18 protein-coding genes are annotated in these 19,863 nt (G+C 61.0%); 16 read left to right on the top strand and 2 right to left on the bottom strand.

The window, feature by feature from the left end:
- The first annotated feature begins 34 nt into the window (after positions 1–34).
- Both pyk and WC509_00620 read left to right on the top strand, forming a co-directional pair.
- Positions 35–1,162 (top strand): pyruvate kinase, encoded by a 1,128-nt coding sequence (gene pyk, locus WC509_00625; GenBank protein ID MFA5005962.1) that lies wholly within the window; start codon positions 35–37, stop codon positions 1,160–1,162.
- Positions 1,163–1,459, top strand: coding sequence for a pyruvate kinase alpha/beta domain-containing protein (locus tag WC509_00620; protein ID MFA5005961.1), 297 nt, complete (start codon positions 1,163–1,165; stop codon positions 1,457–1,459).
- A gap of 47 nt (positions 1,460–1,506) precedes the next feature.
- Here the strand turns inward: WC509_00620 and WC509_00615 are convergent, their stop codons facing one another.
- A complete protein-coding gene (locus tag WC509_00615; protein MFA5005960.1) occupies positions 1,507–2,229 on the bottom strand; it encodes a phosphatase PAP2 family protein in 723 nt (240 codons plus the stop codon).
- A 152-nt stretch (positions 2,230–2,381) separates the two neighbouring features.
- Between WC509_00615 and WC509_00610 the strand changes: the two genes are divergently transcribed.
- Positions 2,382–3,245, top strand: a complete 864-nt coding sequence (locus WC509_00610) for a hypothetical protein (GenBank protein ID MFA5005959.1) — start codon at positions 2,382–2,384, stop codon at positions 3,243–3,245.
- A 52-nt stretch (positions 3,246–3,297) separates the two neighbouring features.
- Here the strand turns inward: WC509_00610 and WC509_00605 are convergent, their stop codons facing one another.
- Positions 3,298–3,753, bottom strand: coding sequence for a glutathione peroxidase (locus WC509_00605; GenBank protein ID MFA5005958.1), 456 nt, complete (start codon positions 3,751–3,753; stop codon positions 3,298–3,300).
- 153 nt (positions 3,754–3,906) lie between these two features.
- Between WC509_00605 and WC509_00600 the strand changes: the two genes are divergently transcribed.
- From WC509_00600 to WC509_00540, 13 genes are all read left to right on the top strand, one after another.
- Positions 3,907–4,629 carry a response regulator transcription factor gene (locus WC509_00600; GenBank protein ID MFA5005957.1) on the top strand — a complete coding sequence of 241 codons (723 nt, stop codon included), beginning with the start codon at positions 3,907–3,909 and terminating at the stop codon, positions 4,627–4,629.
- Complete coding sequence (locus WC509_00595) at positions 4,613–5,938, top strand: HAMP domain-containing sensor histidine kinase (protein ID MFA5005956.1); 1,326 nt, start codon at positions 4,613–4,615, stop codon at positions 5,936–5,938. The genes WC509_00600 and WC509_00595 overlap by 17 nt, the downstream gene beginning before the upstream one ends.
- 235 nt (positions 5,939–6,173) lie before the next feature.
- Positions 6,174–6,395, top strand: a complete 222-nt coding sequence (locus WC509_00590) for a hypothetical protein (GenBank protein MFA5005955.1) — start codon at positions 6,174–6,176, stop codon at positions 6,393–6,395.
- A 171-nt stretch (positions 6,396–6,566) separates the two neighbouring features.
- Positions 6,567–7,607, top strand: coding sequence for an ABC transporter ATP-binding protein (locus WC509_00585; GenBank protein MFA5005954.1), 1,041 nt, complete (start codon positions 6,567–6,569; stop codon positions 7,605–7,607).
- Complete coding sequence (locus tag WC509_00580) at positions 7,604–8,437, top strand: ABC transporter permease (protein MFA5005953.1); 834 nt, start codon at positions 7,604–7,606, stop codon at positions 8,435–8,437. Before WC509_00585 ends, WC509_00580 begins: the two co-directional genes overlap by 4 nt.
- The gene (locus WC509_00575; GenBank protein ID MFA5005952.1) at positions 8,434–9,366 is read left to right on the top strand and encodes an ABC transporter permease; all 933 of its coding nucleotides are present in this window, start codon (positions 8,434–8,436) and stop codon (positions 9,364–9,366) included. Before WC509_00580 ends, WC509_00575 begins: the two co-directional genes overlap by 4 nt.
- A 35-nt stretch (positions 9,367–9,401) precedes the next feature.
- Positions 9,402–10,595, top strand: coding sequence for an extracellular solute-binding protein (locus WC509_00570; GenBank protein ID MFA5005951.1), 1,194 nt, complete (start codon positions 9,402–9,404; stop codon positions 10,593–10,595).
- A gap of 120 nt (positions 10,596–10,715) precedes the next feature.
- On the top strand, positions 10,716–11,753 hold the full coding sequence (locus WC509_00565) for a magnesium transporter CorA family protein (protein ID MFA5005950.1): 1,038 nt from the start codon (positions 10,716–10,718) through the stop codon (positions 11,751–11,753).
- A gap of 158 nt (positions 11,754–11,911) precedes the next feature.
- Positions 11,912–13,744 carry an ABC-F family ATP-binding cassette domain-containing protein gene (locus tag WC509_00560; protein MFA5005949.1) on the top strand — a complete coding sequence of 611 codons (1,833 nt, stop codon included), beginning with the start codon at positions 11,912–11,914 and terminating at the stop codon, positions 13,742–13,744.
- 73 nt (positions 13,745–13,817) lie between these two features.
- Entirely contained in the window at positions 13,818–14,333 is a 516-nt protein-coding gene (locus WC509_00555; protein ID MFA5005948.1) for an NUDIX domain-containing protein, read from the top strand.
- A gap of 45 nt (positions 14,334–14,378) precedes the next feature.
- Entirely contained in the window at positions 14,379–16,088 is a 1,710-nt protein-coding gene (argS, locus tag WC509_00550; GenBank protein ID MFA5005947.1) for an arginine--tRNA ligase, read from the top strand.
- A gap of 42 nt (positions 16,089–16,130) precedes the next feature.
- Positions 16,131–17,975 (top strand): ABC transporter ATP-binding protein, encoded by a 1,845-nt coding sequence (locus WC509_00545; protein ID MFA5005946.1) that lies wholly within the window; start codon positions 16,131–16,133, stop codon positions 17,973–17,975.
- Between the two features lies 1 nt (position 17,976).
- Positions 17,977–19,830: an ABC transporter ATP-binding protein gene (locus WC509_00540; GenBank protein ID MFA5005945.1), complete on the top strand. Its 1,854-nt coding sequence runs from the start codon at positions 17,977–17,979 to the stop codon at positions 19,828–19,830.
- The last annotated feature ends 33 nt before the right edge of the window (positions 19,831–19,863 follow it).

Here is a 19,863-nt window from a genome sequence, read left to right as displayed (position 1 = left end):
TAATGAGAATGAAGTCATCGCCGGAGGTACCCCCATGAAACGGAAGACGAAGATCATCTGCACCATCGGACCCGCCATCGATTCGGAAGACATGATCGGCAAGATGATCGATGCCGGCATGAACGTGGCGCGGCTCAACTTCTCTCACGGAACGCACGAGGATCATCTGAACCGGATCGGAATGATCCGCGCCCAGGCGGTCGCGAAGAACCGCTACATCGGCATCATGCTCGACACCAAGGGCCCGGAGATCCGTACCGGCCTGTTCGAGAACAACCAGGTCCTCTTCAAGAAGGGCGACCTCGTCACGATCACCCGTTCGGAGATCCTCGGCGACCGCGAGCGGTTCCACATCTCCTGCCCGCAGCTGTTCGACGACATCCGCGAGAACGACTACATCCTCATCGACGACGGGAAGGTCCGCGTCGACGTCCTCGCCGTCCGCCCCGATGCCGGCGAGATCGACGGCCGGATCCACAACTCCGGACCGATCAAGAGCCGGAAGGGCTGCAACGTCCCCAACGTCAAGCTGTCGATGCCGTTCATCTCCGAGAAGGACCGCGACGACCTCCGCTTCGGCGCCGAGAACGGCGTCGACATGGTCGCCGCCTCGTTCGTGCGCCGTCCCGAAGACGTGCTCGCGATCCGCGCGATCCTGAAGGAAGCGAACCGCGAAGGCATCGAGATCATCGCCAAGATCGAGAACCAGGAGGGCGTCGACAACCTCGACGGCATCCTCGCCGTTTCCGACGGCGTGATGGTCGCCCGCGGCGACCTCGGCGTCGAGGTCTCGACCGCGCTCGTGCCGATCTACCAGAAGAAGATCATCGCCCGCGCAAACGAGGTCGGGAAGCCGGTGATCACCGCGACCCACATGCTCGAATCGATGATGACCAACCCGCGACCGACGCGCGCGGAAGCCTCCGACGTCGCCAATGCGATCCTCGACGGCTCCGACGCGATCATGCTTTCGGGCGAGTCCGCGGCCGGCGAATACCCGGTCGAGGCGGTCCTGACGATGGATACGATCGCGAAGGCGATCGAGGAGATCATGCCCTACGACGAGCGGCTCGCGAAGGCGATCAAGACCTCGCAGAGGACGGTCAACGACGCGATCGGCATCGCCGTCACGCAGTCGGCCCTGACGCTGCCGAAGGCGTAGGTGATCGCCGCCTTCACCGAGACCGGCGGCACCGCCAAACGGATCTGCAAGTTCCGTCCCTCGGTGCCGATCATCGCGATCACCGATTCGATCCACACCGCCCGCAAGCTGTCCTACTACTGGGGCGTGTTCCCGACGCTGCGCGACGACGTGACCGGGATCGAGCATTCCGACACCCTCGCCGTCGAGGTCGCGAAGGACTTCGGCTTCAAGCCCGGCCAGCAGATCATCATCACCTCCGGCTGGGGACAGAAGCACGGTTCCACCAACACGATGCGGATCATCGAGATCCAGTGAAAATAAGGATCGCAGCTCCCGGACGGGAATCGCGATCCTTTTCTTTCCTATTCGGCGGCCGGGAGGGATTCGAGGCCGAGCTTGACGTTCAGCTTCGTGAAGGTCCGTTCGAGCCAGCCGACGGCCTTGGATCCCTTGAGGAGCCAGAAGGCGGCCTCCGGCAGGGCGATGCCGGTGATGAGGTCGATCACATAGTGCTGCTTCAGGGTCTGGGTGGAGATGCAGATGGCGATCCCGAGGACCCAGATGGCGATCTTCGCCGGCTTCGGCATCTTCTTGTCGAGACGGGCGCCGAGGATCACGAGCCAGCTCATCAGGCAGTGCATCGAGGGGTTGGCGTTGCGCGGTCCGGCGGCGGCGTAGATCCAGTAGGTGAGGCTTTCCGAGAGGGTGAAGGTGGAGGGGTCGCGGGCGAAGAGACCGGAGGTCTCGCGCCACGCCTGCACGTCTGTCTGGAAGAAGAGGTACCACAGGCCGCAGATCGTGAAGGTGACGAGGATCATAAGCAGGATCCGGTACATGTTGGTCTTGTCGCGGGAACCGATGTAGAAGAATCCGAGGATCCAGAACGGGTAGGCGATCACGTACGGCCACACCGTCCAGGGAAGGAACGGCACCGCCTCGTTGAGGCCGAGGAAGATGACGGAGAGGTCGGACCCGGGATTTCCGAACGTCTCGGCGTACCACTGGTTCCCCCAGTAGGCGGCGAATTGCATGACCGCCACGAGGGCGAACGGCAGTACCGCACGGGTGATCTTCTTGAAATCCATCGCTGCACCATCCTGTTTGTAAACTATAAAGATTATACACAAGCCCGGTGAGGTTTTCAAGTCGTTTACCAAAATGCCGCAAACGCCGCCGCACTTGAATTGGCGGCGCTTTTGTGATATCATCATTGCATACTGCTTTCAGGAGGCAACCCATGTTCGGACTCAGAAGCGACGGAAAGCGCATCAAGACGATCGACCCGATCACCAAGATCATGCCCCACATCATGAAGACGCGCAACGACGCGCATGTCTTCGCCCCGATGGAGATCGACTGCGCGGGCATGGACGAATGGATCTTCAAGGAACGCCATCTCGGGCGTCGTTTCACCTATATGGACCTAATCGTCGCGGCGATGGTCCGGACGATCGCGATCCGTCCGAAGCTGAACCGCTTCGTCATCAACGGCCGCTTCTTCAAGCGCAACCAGATCCAGATCAGCTTCATGATCAAGAAGCAGCTCACCGATACCGCCGAGGAAGGCGCGATCAAGCTCACCTTCAAGGGCACCGAGACGATCTACGAGGTGCACGAGAAGATGCAGAAGGAGATCGACCAGAACGCCCACCTCTCAAGCGAGAACGAGACCGACAAGCTCGCGAAGCTGCTCACGATCGTGCCCCACTTCATGATCAAGGGCCTGGTCAACTTCCTGATGTGGATGGACAAGCACGGGATCCTGCCGAGAAGCGTGATCGACGCTTCGCCGTTCCACACCTCGATGTTCCTCACCAACATGAAGTCGATCAAGATGGGCTACGTCTACCACCACATCTACAACTTCGGCACCTGCTCGATCTTCCTTTCGATGGGCAAGGAGCGCTACGTCCCGGTCGTCCTCGACCCCGACGAGGGCACGCTCGGTTCACGCAAGTTGATCACGATCGGCGGCGTCGTCGACGAACGTATCACCGACGGCCTCTACAACTCGCTCTCGATCCGCGAACTCGTCAAGATGCTCGCCAATCCGGCCCTGCTCGAGACTCCCCTCGAGAAGGTCGAGGAAGACCAGAAATGAAACGAAGGCGCTCCCGACGGGGGCGCCTTCGATGTTTCCATGGATCGTTTTCTCAGAGGAGCGCGATGATGTCCTTTTCAAACGAGAGCGGTTTGTCGCCCGGTTCGAAGCGCTTGACGACCTCGCCGTTTTGGCCGATCAGGAACTTCGTGAAGTTCCAGCGGATCCGCTTGCCGTTCTTGAGATAGGTGTAGAGTGGATCCTCGTCCTTGCCGTTGACGTTCAGCTTCATCATCGGCGTGAACTCGGTGTGGAACTTCAGGCGGCAGACGTTGATGTAGTCGTCCATCTCCTCCGGCGCCTGACCGGCGAACTGGTTGCACGGGAAATCGAGGATCTCGAGCCCGGCGGCGTGATGGCGGGCATGGAGTTCCTGGAGTTCGGCGTATTGCGGGGTGTAGCCGCAGTGGGTGGCGGTGTTGACGACGAGCAGGACCTTTCCGCGATAGTTCGAGAGCGGGACGGGAGCGCCTTTCGCGTCCTGGACGGTGAAATCGTAGACGGACATGGTGGGATACCTCCTGGGTGTTTCCACCTCCATCATACCATATCCCGGAAGAAGGTCAAGGAATCCGCCCGGAACGGGTGTGGCAATGTCGTGAAAGCGAGTGAAAAAAAGCGAAATGTGGTAAGATATGGGTGACATTCCGCGAAAGAAGTGATGAAATTGGCGAAGCTGGTCTATGTCCTCGACGACGACGAGTACATCCGCAACATCATCGAGAAGTTCCTCGTCTACGAGGGGTTCCGGGTCGAGAAATTCAAGACCGGGCAAGGACTCCTCGACGCGGTCGGGAAGATCCTCCCCGACTGTTTCGTGCTCGACGTGATGCTGCCGGACATGAGCGGCTTTGCGGTCTGCACGAAGATCCGTGCGGAACACAACATCCCGATCCTCTTCGTCTCGGCGAAGGGCGAGGAGATGGATCGCATCCTCGGCCTCGAGATCGGCGGCGACGACTACATCACGAAGCCGTTCTCGGGACGCGAACTGGCCGTGCGGGTGAAGTCGCTGATCCGCCGCAGCACGCAGACCGAACCGACCGAGGAGACCGGCGGATTCGTCCTCGGCAACCTTGAGTACCGGCTGAAGGAACGCGAACTCGTCTGCGACGGCGTGCCGCTCCGTCTGACCTCGAAGGAGTACGACCTCTTCGTGATGCTTTCGAAGGACAGCCCGAAGGCCTTTTCGCGCGAGGAACTCCTCCGCAAGATCTGGAAATGGGAGGTCATCGACGGCACCAGAAGCGTCGACGACCTCGTCAAGCGCATCCGCAAGAAGCTCGCCGAGACGCATTCGACGGTCGAGATCAAGACGGTCTTCGGCTTCGGCTACAAGGTGGTGCACGAGGCGGGAGGATCGACCCATGACGATCAGGAATAAGCTGATCCTCTACTTCGGAATCCTCCTTTCGGTCTGCTTCGCGATCGCCGGCATGCTGACCGGGATCTTCCTCCGGAGCGCCTCCAACCGCCTGCTCTTCGCCAACGTCGACGCGATGAACGACACGATCGCGTCTTCGGTGTCGACGGCGTCGGAGGCCGAGATGCTCGACGACATGGGCGACATCCGGGCGATCACCGGCGTCGAGACGATCCTGTTCAAGGACGGCGCGATGGTCTCTTCGACCTTCACTGCCGCGCTCCCGGTCCTCGACCAGGCGCACATCGTCTCCGAGCGCTACGGCGTCTGGGGAATCCGCACCGGCGACAAGTACTACTACTATACGATCTCCGCGCTTGGAACGGAAGGATACTCGCTCTTCGTCTTCCGCAGCGAGGACCTCGCCGTCGACGGCGGCGACGGGATGTTCTTCGCCGCCTTCGTCGGCGTCATCTTCCTCCTGATCTCGATCTCCGGCATCTCCGTCTATGCCGCGCGCGTCTTTGCCTCGCCCCTCCGCGTCCTCGCCGGGTACGCCAACCGGATGGATCCGGAACGCAAGCCCGAACCGCGGCCGGTATTCGAGATCGCCGAGTTCAACGAACTCGCCGGCGCCCTCGAAAAGGCTTCGATTCGCCTCGACGAGTACCGTCAGAGCGAACGCGAGTTCCTCCACAACTTCTCGCACGAGATGAAGACCCCGCTCACCAACATCTACGGATACGCCGAAGGGATCGACTGCGGCGTCGTCCAAGGCGACGAGGCCCACAACGCCTGCAAGGTGATCATGACCGAAAGCGAGAAACTCAAGGACAACATCAACCAGATCCTCCTCCTCGGCCGTCTCGACGCCGTCGAGAACGACATCAAGAAGCAGCGGACCAACCTCTCCGACGTGATCGCGGACGCGATGACCCAGGTCCAGATGCCGGCCCGCGACGCCGGAATCGAACTCCGGTTCGGTCCCGAGGCGGAAGCGTACCTCGACGGCGACGCCGATCGGCTCGAGACCGCGTTCGCCAACGTCCTTTCCAACGGCGTGCGGTACGCGAAGGCGCAAATCGCGATCGCGGTTTCCGAGACCGCCGAACGCATCGTCGTCACGATCGACGACGACGGCCCCGGAATTCCCGAGGCGGATCGCGAACGGGTCTTCGAACGCTACTACATCGGCTACAAGGGTCATACCGGCCTGGGTCTCACGATCGCCCGGGCGATCGTCGAAGCCCACGGCGGAACGCTCGTCGCGCAGGGTTCGCCCGCGGGCGGCGCGCGCTTCCTCTTCGAATTCCCGAAACGGTCTTCGTGAACGGTGCGGAATCGCCGTGGCAAGATTGTGAAATCGCGCCGAGGGCGTCCGCGTCGTGCTATCATGGGTTCGGACACCACGAGATGCCCGAAAGACGCCCGTCCGGCCACCCCCCCTATGACGCTTCCCTCTCTCCTTGGAAAGCGCAGGCCGACGCGGGCGTCTTTTACTTGCGCGCGTGCGTCCGATTTGATACAATGGATGCATGGATCGAGGCGATACGATGGATCTCTTCATGAAACTGACACTGCTGTTTTCGGGCCTGTTCTTCTGCTTCGTGGGAGGATCGTTCTTCCTGCGCTGGAAACGGATCGTGCAATGGGTCCAGAAGCGCAAGTACGGACGGATCGCGGAGCCGCGGAAGGAAGAACGGCTGATGACCCGGATCATCGGGATCCTCTTGTTCCTCGTCGGTCTCTACTACGTCGGTGCGGGTCTCTACGCGATCTTCGCATAAGGTCGAAAACCATCCATAAAAGGGTGGTTTTTTCATTCGAAAACAGTGATTTCCGAGGGGGGTTCCCCCCTGTCGGAACCCCCCGGAAAATATTCGATAAAAACAGTTTACAAACCCCCCTGATGGTACTATAATTATCATTGATTTTTTGATTCGGAAGAGGGGTAAAGAATGGCCAAGAAGCTCATCGAGCTGAAGAACGTCACGAAGATGTACGACGGCGCCGCGGTCGTCGACGACATCAATCTGTATATCAACGAAAACGAATTCATCACCCTGCTTGGCCCATCCGGTTGCGGAAAGACCACGACCTTGCGGATGATCGCGGGTTTCGAGAAACCCGACAAGGGCGACATCGTCGTGAACGGCGTCGTCGTCAACGATCTTCCGCCCTACGAACGACCGATCAACACGGTCTTCCAAAGGTACGCGCTCTTTCCGCATTTGAACGTTTTCGACAACATCGCGTTCGGTCTGCGCAACCGCAAGGTGCCCAAGCCGGAAATCGAGACGCGCGTGCTCGACGCGCTCAAGATGGTTTCCCTTCCGAATTTCGCCGCCCGCAAGGTCACGAACCTCTCCGGCGGACAGCAGCAGCGCGTTGCGATCGCCCGCGCCATCGTCAACAAACCGAAGATCCTGCTTCTCGACGAGCCGCTCGCCGCGCTCGACCTGAAGCTTCGCCAGAACATGCAGTATGAGCTGAAGGAGATGCAGCGAAAGCTCGGCATCACCTTCATCTACGTCACCCACGACCAGGAGGAAGCCCTGACGATGTCGGACACGATCGTCGTCATGAACCAGGGAAAGATCCTTCAGATCGGCACCCCGTTCGGGATCTACAACGAGCCGAAGAACCGCTTCGTCGCGAAGTTCATCGGCGAGTCGAACCTGCTCGATGGTACCTACGTCAAGGACAAGGTGGTCCGCTTCATGGACAAGGAGTTCGCCTGCATCGACGTCGGCTTCGCCGAAGGCGAGAAGGTCGACGTCGTCATCCGTCCGGAGGACCTCGACATCATTCCCGTCGATGACGCTCCGCTCGTCGGGCAGATCTCCTCGAACATCTTCAAGGGCGTCCATTTCGAACTCTGCGTGATGATCGACGGAAAGGAGTTCGTCGTCCACACCTACGAGAACCATCCCGTGGGCGAGACGATCGGCCTCAAGGTCGACTCCTTCGAGATCCATCTGATGAAGGCCGCGAGATGAACGTCAAGAAGCTGGGGAGGCTGTCGCTGCCCTATCTGATCTGGATGTCGGCACTCGTCGGCATCCCGCTCCTGATGATGGTGCTTCTGTCGTTCATGGACACGAGCGCCTACGACTTCTTCAACGGCACGTTCACGCTCGAGAACTGGGCGGACCTGTTCGCCCGCGAGAACGTGATCATCCTGTACAACACCTTCAAGTACGCGATCGTCGCGACCGTCCTCTGCTTCCTGATCGGCTACCCGATGGCGTACATCGTCGCCCGCTCGACGTTCGCCAACAAGTTCGTCATCATGATCCTGTCGATCATCCCGATGTGGGCCAACTCGCTTCTTCGGACCCGCGCGATCGCGAACCTGCTCAGTTCGAACAGCCTGCTCTCGAACCTGCTCTCGAGGATCGGCATCACCTTCTCGCTCAACCTCTACGGCACCGACGCCTCGGTCATCATCGGCCTCGTGCTCACCTTCCTGCCGTTCATGATCCTGCCGATCTACACCGTGATCGAGAAGATGGACGAATCGCTCATCGAAGCGTCCGCCGACCTCGGCGCCAATCCGGTCAGGACTTTCCTCAAGGTCACCTTCCCGCTCTCGATGAAGGGCGTCGCCACCGGCGTCATCATGGTCTTCCTGCCGTGCTTCTCGGGTTTCGTCGTCCAGGACATCCTCGGGCGCGGCAACGCCTTCGTCATCGGCAAGCAGATCGCCACCCTCTACCGTTCGAACCTGAACTTCGTGATGGTGCTGTCGCTCGTCATCCTCATCATCATCTTCGGCTCGATGATCCTCTTCAACCGGGTCGACAAGGAAGGGGAGACGCTATTGTGATCGCTTCCGCCCTTTCGCGCTTCCGCCGCACCGTCGTCCTGTTCTTCCGCAGACCGGGGATCAAGAAGACCACCCGCATCCTGGGGTCCGTCCTCAAGGTCGGTTTCTTCCTCGGCGTCATGCTGATCCTCTACCTGCCGATCGTCTTCATCGCGATCCAGTCCGTGAACCAGTCGAACAGCCTCTACAACTTCAGCGGCTTCACGTTCGAGTACTGGCTCAACGTCCTCACCTTCGACATCCCCTCCAAGGCGGTCGAGAACGCGATCACGACGACGATGCTCGTCGCAATCATCGCGACGGTCGTCGCGACCGTCGCCGGCACGATCTTCGCGATCGGCATCCATTCGCTCTCGCGCAGGAAGCGCCAGGGCATGGTGATCCTGAACCAGGTGCCGATCCTGAACGCCGACATCATTACCGGCATCTCGATGATGATGGTCTTCAGGCTCCTGTTGAACCTGATCCCCGACGCGTTCCAGTTCGGATTCGTCACGCTCGTGATCGCGCATATCTTCTTCTGCATCCCGTATGTCGTCCTCTCCGTCCTTCCGAAACTGGCGGAACTCGACGACAACCTCTACGACGCCGCCCTCGACCTCGGCTGCACGCCCGCGAGCGGCATCGTCAAGGTGATCGTCCCGGCGATCGGCTCGGGCATCCTCTCCGGGATGCTGATCGCGTTCACGATGTCGATCGACGACTACCTCATCAGCCTCTTCAACGCCGGGCAGCGCGGCATCGGCGGCGACAACCTCTCGATGTACGTCTACAACGCCGCCAATCGCATCATCGAGCACGAGGTATACGCCTTCAGTTCGATCCTCTCGACCGGCGTGTTCGTCCTCCTGCTCGCGATCTACCTCCGCAGCGCCCTCAAGAAGAAGAGCGCCGAACGCCACAAAGTGCTTTCGCAACAAAAAATATGAATCCTAGGATCAAAAAGGAGAAGCAGTCAAAAGAAATGAAGAAGTGGTTATTGATTCTGGTCATGGTCATCCTTCCGTTCAACTTCCTGGCCTGTTCTGGAACCGACGAGGACGTCCTCTATCTTCTCAACTGGGGCGAATACATCAACGAGGACCTCGTGGCCGCCTTCACCGATGAAACCGGCATCACCGTCGAGATCTCGACCGTCGACAGCAACGAAGGCTTCAAGTCCGAACTCGACAGCGGCACCGGCAACTACGACATCGTCGTCCCGTCCGACTACATGGCGGAACTCCTCTACGACAACGGCTATCTGCAGCAGATCGACCTGACGAAGCTCACGAACTACGACGCGGCCGCCTTCCTGCCGGGTGTCGCCGCGATCATGAACCAGCTGTTCGTCGACAACGACGAAGTGACGACGCCCTACAGCGTCGGCATCCCGTATTTCTGGGGTCTCTTCGGCATCATGTACAACAACAACATCGCCGGCCTCGCCGACTTTGTCGAAGCCAACGGCTGGGGAACCGTCTTCGGTCCCGCGCCCGCCGGCCTCGGCTCTTCGATCCGCGTCGGCCTCTACGACGTCGAGCGCTTCGATTACGCCGCCGCGCTCCTCTACGCCGCCGACAGCGGCCTCTACGACGTCGTGCCGAGCGACATGAACGTCTTCTCGAACGCCAACATCTCGCTCGTCGAGACGATCCTCGCCCAGCGCGACTACACCGAATGGGCGACCGACATGCTCAAGAAGAACATCGCCGCGGGCGAGCTCGACGCCGCCTTCCTGTATGTCGGCGACTTCTTCGACACCTATCTCCTGCTCGCCGGCGACGCCGACGCGACCACCGGCGCCGAGGCCGAAGCCGCCGCCTCGGGCATCGGCATCTACATCCCCTCGAACACGATCGCCTTCGTCGACATGATGGTCATCCCGGTCAACGCCGAGCACGTCGACAACGCCCACAGGTTCATCGACTTCTTCCTCGATCCCGAGAACGCCTACGTGAACTCCGACATCGTCGGCTACACGACGACCCTTCAGGAGACCTACGACATGATCCTGAACGCCACCCACGGCGATCTCGTCCGCCAGGCGATGGTCCAGAACCATCCGTACGCGCCGATGGCCGTCAGCGTCGCCGCGACGCCGCTCACCCCCTACACCGACGATCAGAACGAAGCCATCATCACGATGCTGAACCGCGTCAAGGTCGGCGCCAACTGACATTCCGTCCCAACCCCCGCTCTTTCCGGAGCGGGGTTCTTTTTTTGACGATTCGCGGGTTTTTCCTGCGGCTGAAGCGTGGTATAATGGATACAGCCCGCGGGCGGAAGGAGGGATCTCATGATCAACGTCTATCTCACCACCGAAGCCGGAGAACTGCAGGTCTGGAAAAGCGGCGTCGATGCCGATGTCGTCGAACGGATCGTGCCGCGCTCCTGGATCTATCTCGCCGAACCGAACGAGGACGAGATCCTCGCGGTCGCACGCTCGACGAAGATCGCCGAGTCGATCCTCCGCAAGGCGCTCGACGAAGAGGAGTCGGCCCACATCGACGAGGAGGGCGACGTCTCGATCGTCGTCGCCGACACGCCCATCTTCACCGCCGATCCGGAGCGTCCGCACATCAGCCGCTACTACACCACCCCGATGAGCATCCTCTTCGACAAGGACTATTTCGTCGTCGCCTGCGCGAAGAAGAACTTCGTGATCCCGGCGTTCCTCGCGAAGACGATGAAGAACTTCTCGACCGCCAAGCACTACAAGCTGACGATCCAGCTGCTCTACCGGAACGCCTCGATGTTCGTCACCCTCCTGAAACAGCTCGACAAGGAGTCCGAGGGCGTCCAGGCACGGCTCCAGGAAGCGCTCAAGAACAGCGAGCTCTTCGACCTGATGAACCTGAACAAGTCGCTCGTCTACCTCGCCACCGGCCTCAGCGCCGACCTGAACGTGCTCGAACGCCTGAAGAACTCCGAAGCGTTCCGCCAGTTTCCCGACGACGTCGCCCTGATCGACGACGCGATGATCGAGAACCGGCAGGCGATCGAGATGAGCTCGATCCACCGCGAGATTCTGAACGGCACGCTCGACACCTACGCCTCCGTCATCTCGAACAACGTGAACGCCGTTATGAAGACGCTCACCGTCGTCACGATCGTGCTGACGGTGCCGATGCTGATCGCGTCCTTCTTCGGGATGAACTTCACCCTGCCGATCCACGTCGACAGCGGCTTCTGGTTCGCCTTCATCCTCTCGATCGCGCTCTCGCTCCTCCTCGGCATGTTCCTCGCACGTTATTCGAGCCGGCTCAACTACCACTGGGGCGGCGGGACGGGCAAGAAGCGGAACCGTCCCCGCAAGACACGGCACAACCGCTGAAAAAAACCGAACTGCGCGCGCTTTCGCGCCCATGGGACGGCCTCCGCGATCCGGAGGCCGTCCTTTTCATGGCGGATCACCGCCGAAAAAACGTTGTCCGACGGACGCCGTTCGTGATACAATGGAGGACGGAAAGCCCGCGGAAGGGAGGTCGTACGATGAGTCTGCTCAAAATCCAGAATCTGAAGAAGAGCTTCGCCGGCGATCTCCTCTTCGAAAACGTCGACATCGACGTCTCCGAGGGCGAGAAGGTCGCCCTGATCGGGCAGAACGGCGTCGGGAAGTCGACGATCGTGAAGATCATCCTGGGCGAGACGGAAGCCGATTTCGGCGAGGTCGCGATCAGCCGTCAGGCGCACATCGGCTATCTTTCGCAGGACGTCCTCGAGGACGAGAACCGTACGATGCACGCCGAACTCCTGTCGGTGTACGCACCCCTGCTTCGGCTCGAAGCCGAGATCGCTCTCGCCGCCGAACGGCTCGAGCGCGACCACGACGAGGTGTCGATCGGCCGCTACGCCCGGCTCGAGGAGGAGTACGTCCGCCTCGGCGGCTATGACTTCCGCGTCACGATCGACACGATGCTCTCGCGCTTCGGGTTCGCCAAGGACGAGTACGATCGCGTCATCCGCACCTTCTCGGGCGGCGAGAAGACGCGCATCGCGTTCGCCAAGCTGCTCCTCCAGAAGCCCGAACTCCTGATCCTCGACGAACCGACCAACCACATGGACATCGAGATCATCGAATGGCTCGAGGACTACCTCCGGAAATATCCCGGCGCGGTCCTGGTCGTCACCCACGACAAGTACTTCATCAACCGCGTCGCCACCAAGATCTACGAGATCGACCAAAGGACCGCCTCCGTCTATCACGGCAACTTCGACGCCTACGAGGTCGAGAAGGTGCGCCGCTACGAGGCGCTCCTCGGCCGCTACAACCGTCAGGCGAAGGAGATCGCCCACCTCCAGAGTTTCGTCGACCGTTTCCGCTACAAGGCCACCAAGGCGAAGAGCGCCCAGGACCGGATCAAGAAACTCGCCCGGATCGAGCGGATCGACAAGCCGACCACCGGCCACGCCGAGGTCCGTTTCGGCTTCCGCACGAAGCGCCCGACGGAAGCCGTGATCCTCGAGACCGAGGATCTGTCGATCGGATACGACCGGCCGCTTCAGGAACATCTTTCGCTCTCGATGCGCGGTTTCGACAAGATCGGCGTGATCGGTCCGAACGGGATCGGGAAGACGACGCTGATCAAGACCCTGATCGGGACGATCCCGCCGTTTGCGGGCGAGGTCGTCCGACACAAGGCTCTGAAGATCGGCTATTTCGACCAGAACCTCGCCGGTCTGAACGAGACCCTGACCGTGCTGTCGACGATCCACGACCGCTATCCGACCAAGACCGTCGGCGAGGTGCGCGGCCTGCTTGCGCGCTTCCTCTTCGTCGAGGACGACGTGTACAAGCCGGTCTCCGTCCTCTCGGGCGGCGAGAAGGTCCGGCTCGTGCTGTTGCTTCTGATGCTCGAGGAGCCGGAAATGCTGATCCTCGACGAGCCGACCAACCATCTCGACATCGAGACCAAGAACATCGTCGAGGACGTCTTCGACGACTACGACGGTCCGATCCTGTTCATCTCCCACGACCGCTACTTCATCAACAAGGTCGCGACCAAGATCATCTGGCTCAAGGACGGCGGAACGGTCGTCTTCGACGGCGACTACGATGCCTTCAAGGCGGCAATGGCCGCCCGTCCCGAGGAGAAGACGGTGCGTCCGACCCGCCTGAAATCGACGAATGCGGCGGCCGAGATCCGTCGCCTCGAAGCGCGGATCGACGCGCTCCACGGGCAGATCGAGACGATGAAGCAGTCGCTCTTCGATCCGGCGGTCTACGGCGACGCCGCCAAGTACCGGGAAGTCGCCGCCCGCATCGCGGAAGCCGAAACCGAGGCCGACGGTCTCTTCGAAAAGGTCGCCGCGCTCCAGGACTGACGCGAAATAGATTGTAAATCCGCGCCGTTTTGTGCTAAAATGTTCATAGTGGTCCAGAAGGGAGGAACATGCGATGAAACCGTTCATGGTCGTCACCGACGCTTTGGTCGACATTCCGCCGAAAATCGTCACGCGCGACGTCGTGCGGGCGATCGTCATCCGTGACGGAAAGATCCTTCTCATGTACTCCGGAAAAGACCACATGTACGGCACGCCGGGCGGCGCCATCACGCTCGGCGAGTCCAAACTCGATACGCTCTACCGTGAACTTCTCGAAGAGGTCGGCGGGTATCAGGTGAAGATCATCGAACACCTGGGCCAGACCGAAGAGATCCGCGAATCGCGCTCGCTCTACGGCGCCGTGGTCCGCGTGGTCTCCGACTACTATCACGTGGAAGTGCTCCATTTCACCGACTCGAAGCTCGAAGAGCACGAGGAGGAGATGGGTCTCGTTCCCGAATGGGTCGGCATCGACGAGGCCATCGCCGGAAACGAAGCGGTCCTTCGGGATCGCGTCGGACAGAAGCTTTGCTTCTACGACACGCAGACGGCGGTACTCCGGCATTTCAAGGATCGATTTGGACTGTGAGAGCCGTCCGAATCGATTTTATTTTGGCAGAAAGCAGGGATCGACATGATCGAAACCATCAAGAACGAACTCAAGAAGCTGCTTGAGACGGAGTTGTCGACGCGCTACGGGACGTCCGTGAACGTCGTCGTCGAGGAACCGAAGCGGAAGGACCAGGGCGACCTCTCGGTCCCCGTCTTCACGATCGCGAAGACCGCCAGGACCCCCGTTCCGGCGATCCTTTCGGAGGTCGAGGCCGTCATCGCCTCATCGCCGATCGCACCGCTCTTCGCCGCCGTCACGCCGACCGGCGGGTTCCTCAATCTGAGGCTCGACCCGGCCGGGATCGCCCGCGCGATCGTCGCCGACTTCCGCACCCGCGGGAAGGACTACGGCCGCTCCGAAACCCATGCCGGCGAAACCGTCGTGATCGACTACTCCTCGCCGAACATCGCCAAGCCGTTCTCGATCGGACATCTGCGCTCCACGATCATCGGCCATGCCCTCGGCAATCTGCTCGAAAAGACCGGCGCGAAGGTCGTCCGCATCAACCACCTCGGCGACTTCGGCACCCAGTTCGGCAAGATCATCTACGCTTTCCAGAACTTCGGCGACCGCGTCGCGGTCGAACGCGATCCGATCAACGAACTCGTGAAGCTCTACGTCGAGTACCACGAGCGCGCCAAGGAGCATCCCGAGATGGACGACGCGGCCCGCGCCATCTTCGCCGCGCTCGAGAAGGGCGATCCGGAATACGTGGCCCTCTGGTCGTGGTTCCGGGAGGTGTCGCTCCAGGACTACATGCAGGTCTACGATCTGCTCGGCGTCCGCTTCGACTCCTACAACGGCGAGGCCTTCTACAACGACAAGATGCAGCCGGTGATCGACGAACTCGCCGCCAAGGGTCTTCTCAAGGAAGACGACGGCGCCATGATCGTCGACCTCGGCGAAGAGATCCCGCCGGCCCTGATCCAGAAGAAGGACGGCTCGACGCTCTACATCACCCGCGACCTCGCGGCGCTCTTCTACCGCATGCATACCTACCATTTCGACCGCGCGCTCTACGTCGTCGGCAACGAGCAGAAGCTCCACTTCGACCAGCTCAAGCGCGTCGTCCGGCTGATGGGATATCCCGAAGCCGACCGGATCGAACACGTCAACTTCGGCCTCGTCCTTCAGGACGGCAAGAAGATGTCGACCCGCAAGGGCAAGGTCGTGAAGCTCGTCGACGTCCTTCACGAGGCGATCCGGCTCTCCCGGTCGTACATCGAGGAAAAGAATCCGACGCTTCCCGACAAGGAGGCCGTCGCGACCAGGATCGGCGTCTCCGCGATCATCTTCAACGACCTCAAGAACTACCGCGCCAACGACTTCGAGTTCAACCTCGAGGAAATGGTCAAGTTCGAGGGCCAGACCGGCCCGTACCTGCAGTACACCTCGGTCCGGATCAATTCGATCCTGACCCAGGAACCGTTTTCCTTCGACGGCGACGTCGACGATGCGATCCTTTCCGCCGAACCGGCGTTCGAGATCGTGAAGACGATCGGCCAATACGCCGCGACCGTCGAGAAGGCCGCCGCCGAAGCGGCGCCCTCGGTCGTCGCGAAATACCTCCTGAACCTCGCCGCCCTCTTCAACAGCTATTACGCGAAGGAACGCGTGAACGTCGAGGACGTCCGCGAGAAGAAGACCAAGAAGCATCTCGTCGCGATGGTTCGCGCCGTCCTCGACGACGGCATGACCCTGCTCGGGATGCAACCCATCGAACGCATGTAAGCACCGCACAATCCTCTCCATCGGCGAAAGAAGGTGAATCCCTTGGAGAACAAAACGCAAGACCCCAAAGACAAGAAACCGAAGAAGAGCATCCTCAAATCGATCGCGCTCATGTTCCGCTGGACCGGAAGGTCCTGGTGGCTGATGCCGCTCTCCTTCGTCTTCCTCTATGCCGTATCCTATGCCCGCACGCTGATCCCGCTCTTCACGCAGCACATCATCGACTACGTCCTGCTCGGCGAAGCCTCGCGGCTGCCTGGCTACATCCTCGACCTGATCGGCCAGGGCGACGTGTACGCCAAGCTCCTGCTGGCGGCCGTCGCGATCGTCGTCATCGATCTCTTCCGCTCGCTTGCGATCGTCGCCCGCCGCACGATCACCGCGCATTTCTCGGAGAGCGTCAGCTACCGCCTCCGCAACCGCCTGTACCGTCAGCTCCAGGACCTCGGTTACGACTATCACGCCCACGCCGAGACCGGCGACGTGATCCAGCGGTGCACGACCGACGTCGAAACCTACAAGTACTTCATCTCCGACCAGATCGTCGAGATCGTCCGCCTCGTCCTGCTGGTGGCGCTCTCGATCGTCCAGATGGCGAAACTGAACCGCGATCTGATGTTCATCTCGCTCACGATCGCCCCGATCCTCCTGGTCGTCGCGGCCGTCTACTTCGTCCGCATCGAAAAGGTCTTCACCAAGATCGAGGAGAACGAAGGCAAGATGACGACCCACGTGCAGGAGAACGTCTCCGGCGCACGCGTCGTCAAGGCCTTCGCCAACGAGAAGTTCGAGATCGAGAAGTTCGACCGCCTCAACCGCAGGTTCACCGACTCCGACTTCAGGGTCGCCAAGATCATCGGCGCCTTCTGGGCGTCGACCGACTTCATCTGCTTCGCCCAGTTCTGCATCCTCTCGGTCATCGGGATCGTCTTCGCGGCCCAGGGCGCCATCACCATCGGCGTCTACGCCGCGATCATCGGCTATGCCGGCAACATCATCTGGCCGATGCGTCAGCTCGGCCGCATCGTCGGCGACTTCTCGAAGGCGACCGTCGCCGTCGGCCGTCTCGACGAGATCCTCTCCAAACCCGACGAATACGCCATGGACACGGCCGTCGGGAAGCCGGAGATCCAGGGCGACGTGGTCTTCGATCACGTCAGCTTCAAGTTCGCCGACTCCACCTACAACCAGCTCGAGGACATCGACTTCCACGTGAAGCCGGGCGAGACGATCGCGATCGTCGGAAAGACCGGATCGGGCAAGTCGACCCTGATGAACCTGCTGGTCCGCCTCCTCGAGAACCAGGAGGGCCGGATCCTGATCGACGGCGTGCCGATCCGCGAGATCGAGAAGCACCATCTCCGCGAGCACGTCGGCGTCATCCTCCAGGAACCGTTCCTCTTCTCCAAGACGGTCGCCGAGAACATCAAGATCGCCGACAAGTCGCGCGACGCCGACCGCGTCGTCGAGGTCGCCAAGATCGCCCGCATCCACAGCGACATCGTCGGCTTCGAAAAAGGCTACGATACCCTCGTCGGCGAGCGCGGCGTGACCCTTTCGGGCGGCCAGAAGCAGCGCGTGGCGATCGCCCGCATGCTCCTTCGGCCGAAGCCGATCATCGTCTTCGACGACTCGCTCTCGGCGGTCGACACCGAAACCGACCTCGAGATCAGGAGCGCCCTCAAGAAGGAATGGAAGGAATCCACCGTCTTCATCATCACCCACCGCATCACCACCGCGAAGGAGGCTGACCGCATCCTCGTGATCGACGGCGGCCGGATCTCCGAGTCCGGCACGCACGCCGAACTCATCGCCCGCGGCGGCGCCTACCGGAACATCTGGGACATCCAGTCCCGGATCGACTTCCAGCTGGAAGGAGGCGAGTGACGTGACGAACGAAGAACAGTTCGACGAGGAGAGTTTCACCTCGCAGAAGATCGACCTGAAGGCGTGGAAGAAGATCCTCTCCTTCATGGTCCCGCTCCGCAAGTGGGCGATCCTCTCGATCGCCGCGATGGCCGTCCTGGCCTCCACCGACGTCCTCTTCCCGCTCCTCACCACGCACGCGATCGACGACGTCATCCCCTCCCTGATCGCGGGCGAAGCCGACCTCAGGACCGAGATCCTGAAATTCGTCGGCATCTACCTCGGCTTCATGGCGATCCAGGGCTCGATGGTCTACCTCTTCATCGTCTGGGCCGCGAAGGTCCAGACCGAGCTCGCCTATGCGATCCGCACGAAAGCCTTCCGCCACCTGCAGGAACTGCCGTTCTCCTACTACGACAAGACCCGCACCGGCTGGATCATGGCGCGCATGACCTCCGACTCCCGCAACCTCTCCGACATCCTGTCATGGGGCGTCATCGACCTCACCTGGGGTCTCTTCATGATGGTCATCCTGATGGTCGTGATGTTTCTGATCAACTGGCATCTCGCCCTCATCACGATCGCCGTCCTGCCCCTACTCGCGGTCGTCTCGGCGCTCTTCAGGAAATACATGCTGAAGGCGCATCGCGCGATCCGAAAGGTCAATTCGAAGATCACCGGCGCCTTCAACGAAGGCATCACCGGTGCCCTCACCACCAAGACGCTTGTCTTGGAAAAGGCCAACTTCGGCGATTTCGACGCCCTCACGTCCGACATGCGCACACAGTCTGTGCGCGCCGCGGTGATCCAGGGCCTCTACTTCCCCACGGTCATCTTCCTGATCTCGATCTTCACCGCCGTCGTCTATTACTCCGGCGGTTCGATGGTCCTCGCCGGCGGCCTCTCGATCGGTACGCTCGTGCTCTTCACTGGCTACGTCTGGCAGTTCTTCGAGCCGGTCAACAACATCGCCGGCGTCTACGCCCGCATCCAGCAGGCGCAGGCGTCCGTCGAGCGCGTCGTCTCGCTCATGGAGGCGAAAGCCGACATCGTCGACACCCCCGAGGTGATCGCGAAGTACGGGACGCTCTTCGACTACAAGCGCGAGAACTTCGAATCCCTCCGGGGCGACGTCGAGTTCAAGGACGTCACCTTCAAGTACGACGTCGGCGAGAAGATCCTCTCCGACTTCAGCCTGACCGTGAAGGCCGGGCAGTCGATCGCCCTCGTCGGACACACCGGCGCCGGCAAGACGACGATCGTGAACCTGATCTGCCGGTTCTATGAACCCACGGAAGGCCGGATCCTGATCGACGGCGCCGACTACCGCGAACGCTCCCTCGGCTGGCTCCACTCGAACCTCGGGTACGTGCTCCAGACGCCCCACCTCTTCAGCGGCACCGTGATGGACAACATCAAGTACGGCCGCATCGGCGCCACCGACGAGGAGGCCGTCGCCGCCGCCAAGGCGGTCGAGGCGCACGAGTTCATCATGAAGTTCGAGAAGGGCTACGAGACCGAATGCGGCGAAGGCGGCTCCCGCCTGTCCGTCGGGCAGAAGCAGCTCATCTCCTTCGCCCGCGCGATCCTCGCCGACCCGAAGATCCTCGTGCTCGACGAGGCGACCTCCTCGGTCGACACCGAGACCGAACAGGCCGTCCAGACGGCGATCGCGAAGATCCTCAAGGGTCGCACCTCGTTCATCGTCGCCCACCGCCTTTCGACGATCGTCCACGCCGACCGCATCCTCGTGCTCGAACAGGGCAGGGTGATCGAGGACGGAACCCACCGCGAACTGATCGCGGCCCAGGGCCACTACTACAAGCTCTATACCAACCAATACACCGAAGAGATGCTGGAACTGTCCCGGCGCTGAGGTGGAACGCCCTTCGCGACGATCGCGAAGGGC

This window comes from Candidatus Izemoplasmatales bacterium (assembly GCA_041649275.1).
Classification (GTDB): domain Bacteria; phylum Bacillota_I; class Bacilli_A; order Izemoplasmatales; family Hujiaoplasmataceae; genus UBA12489.
Note: the sequence above shows the minus strand (reverse complement) of the source record. Positions and strands in the feature narration are given on the sequence as shown.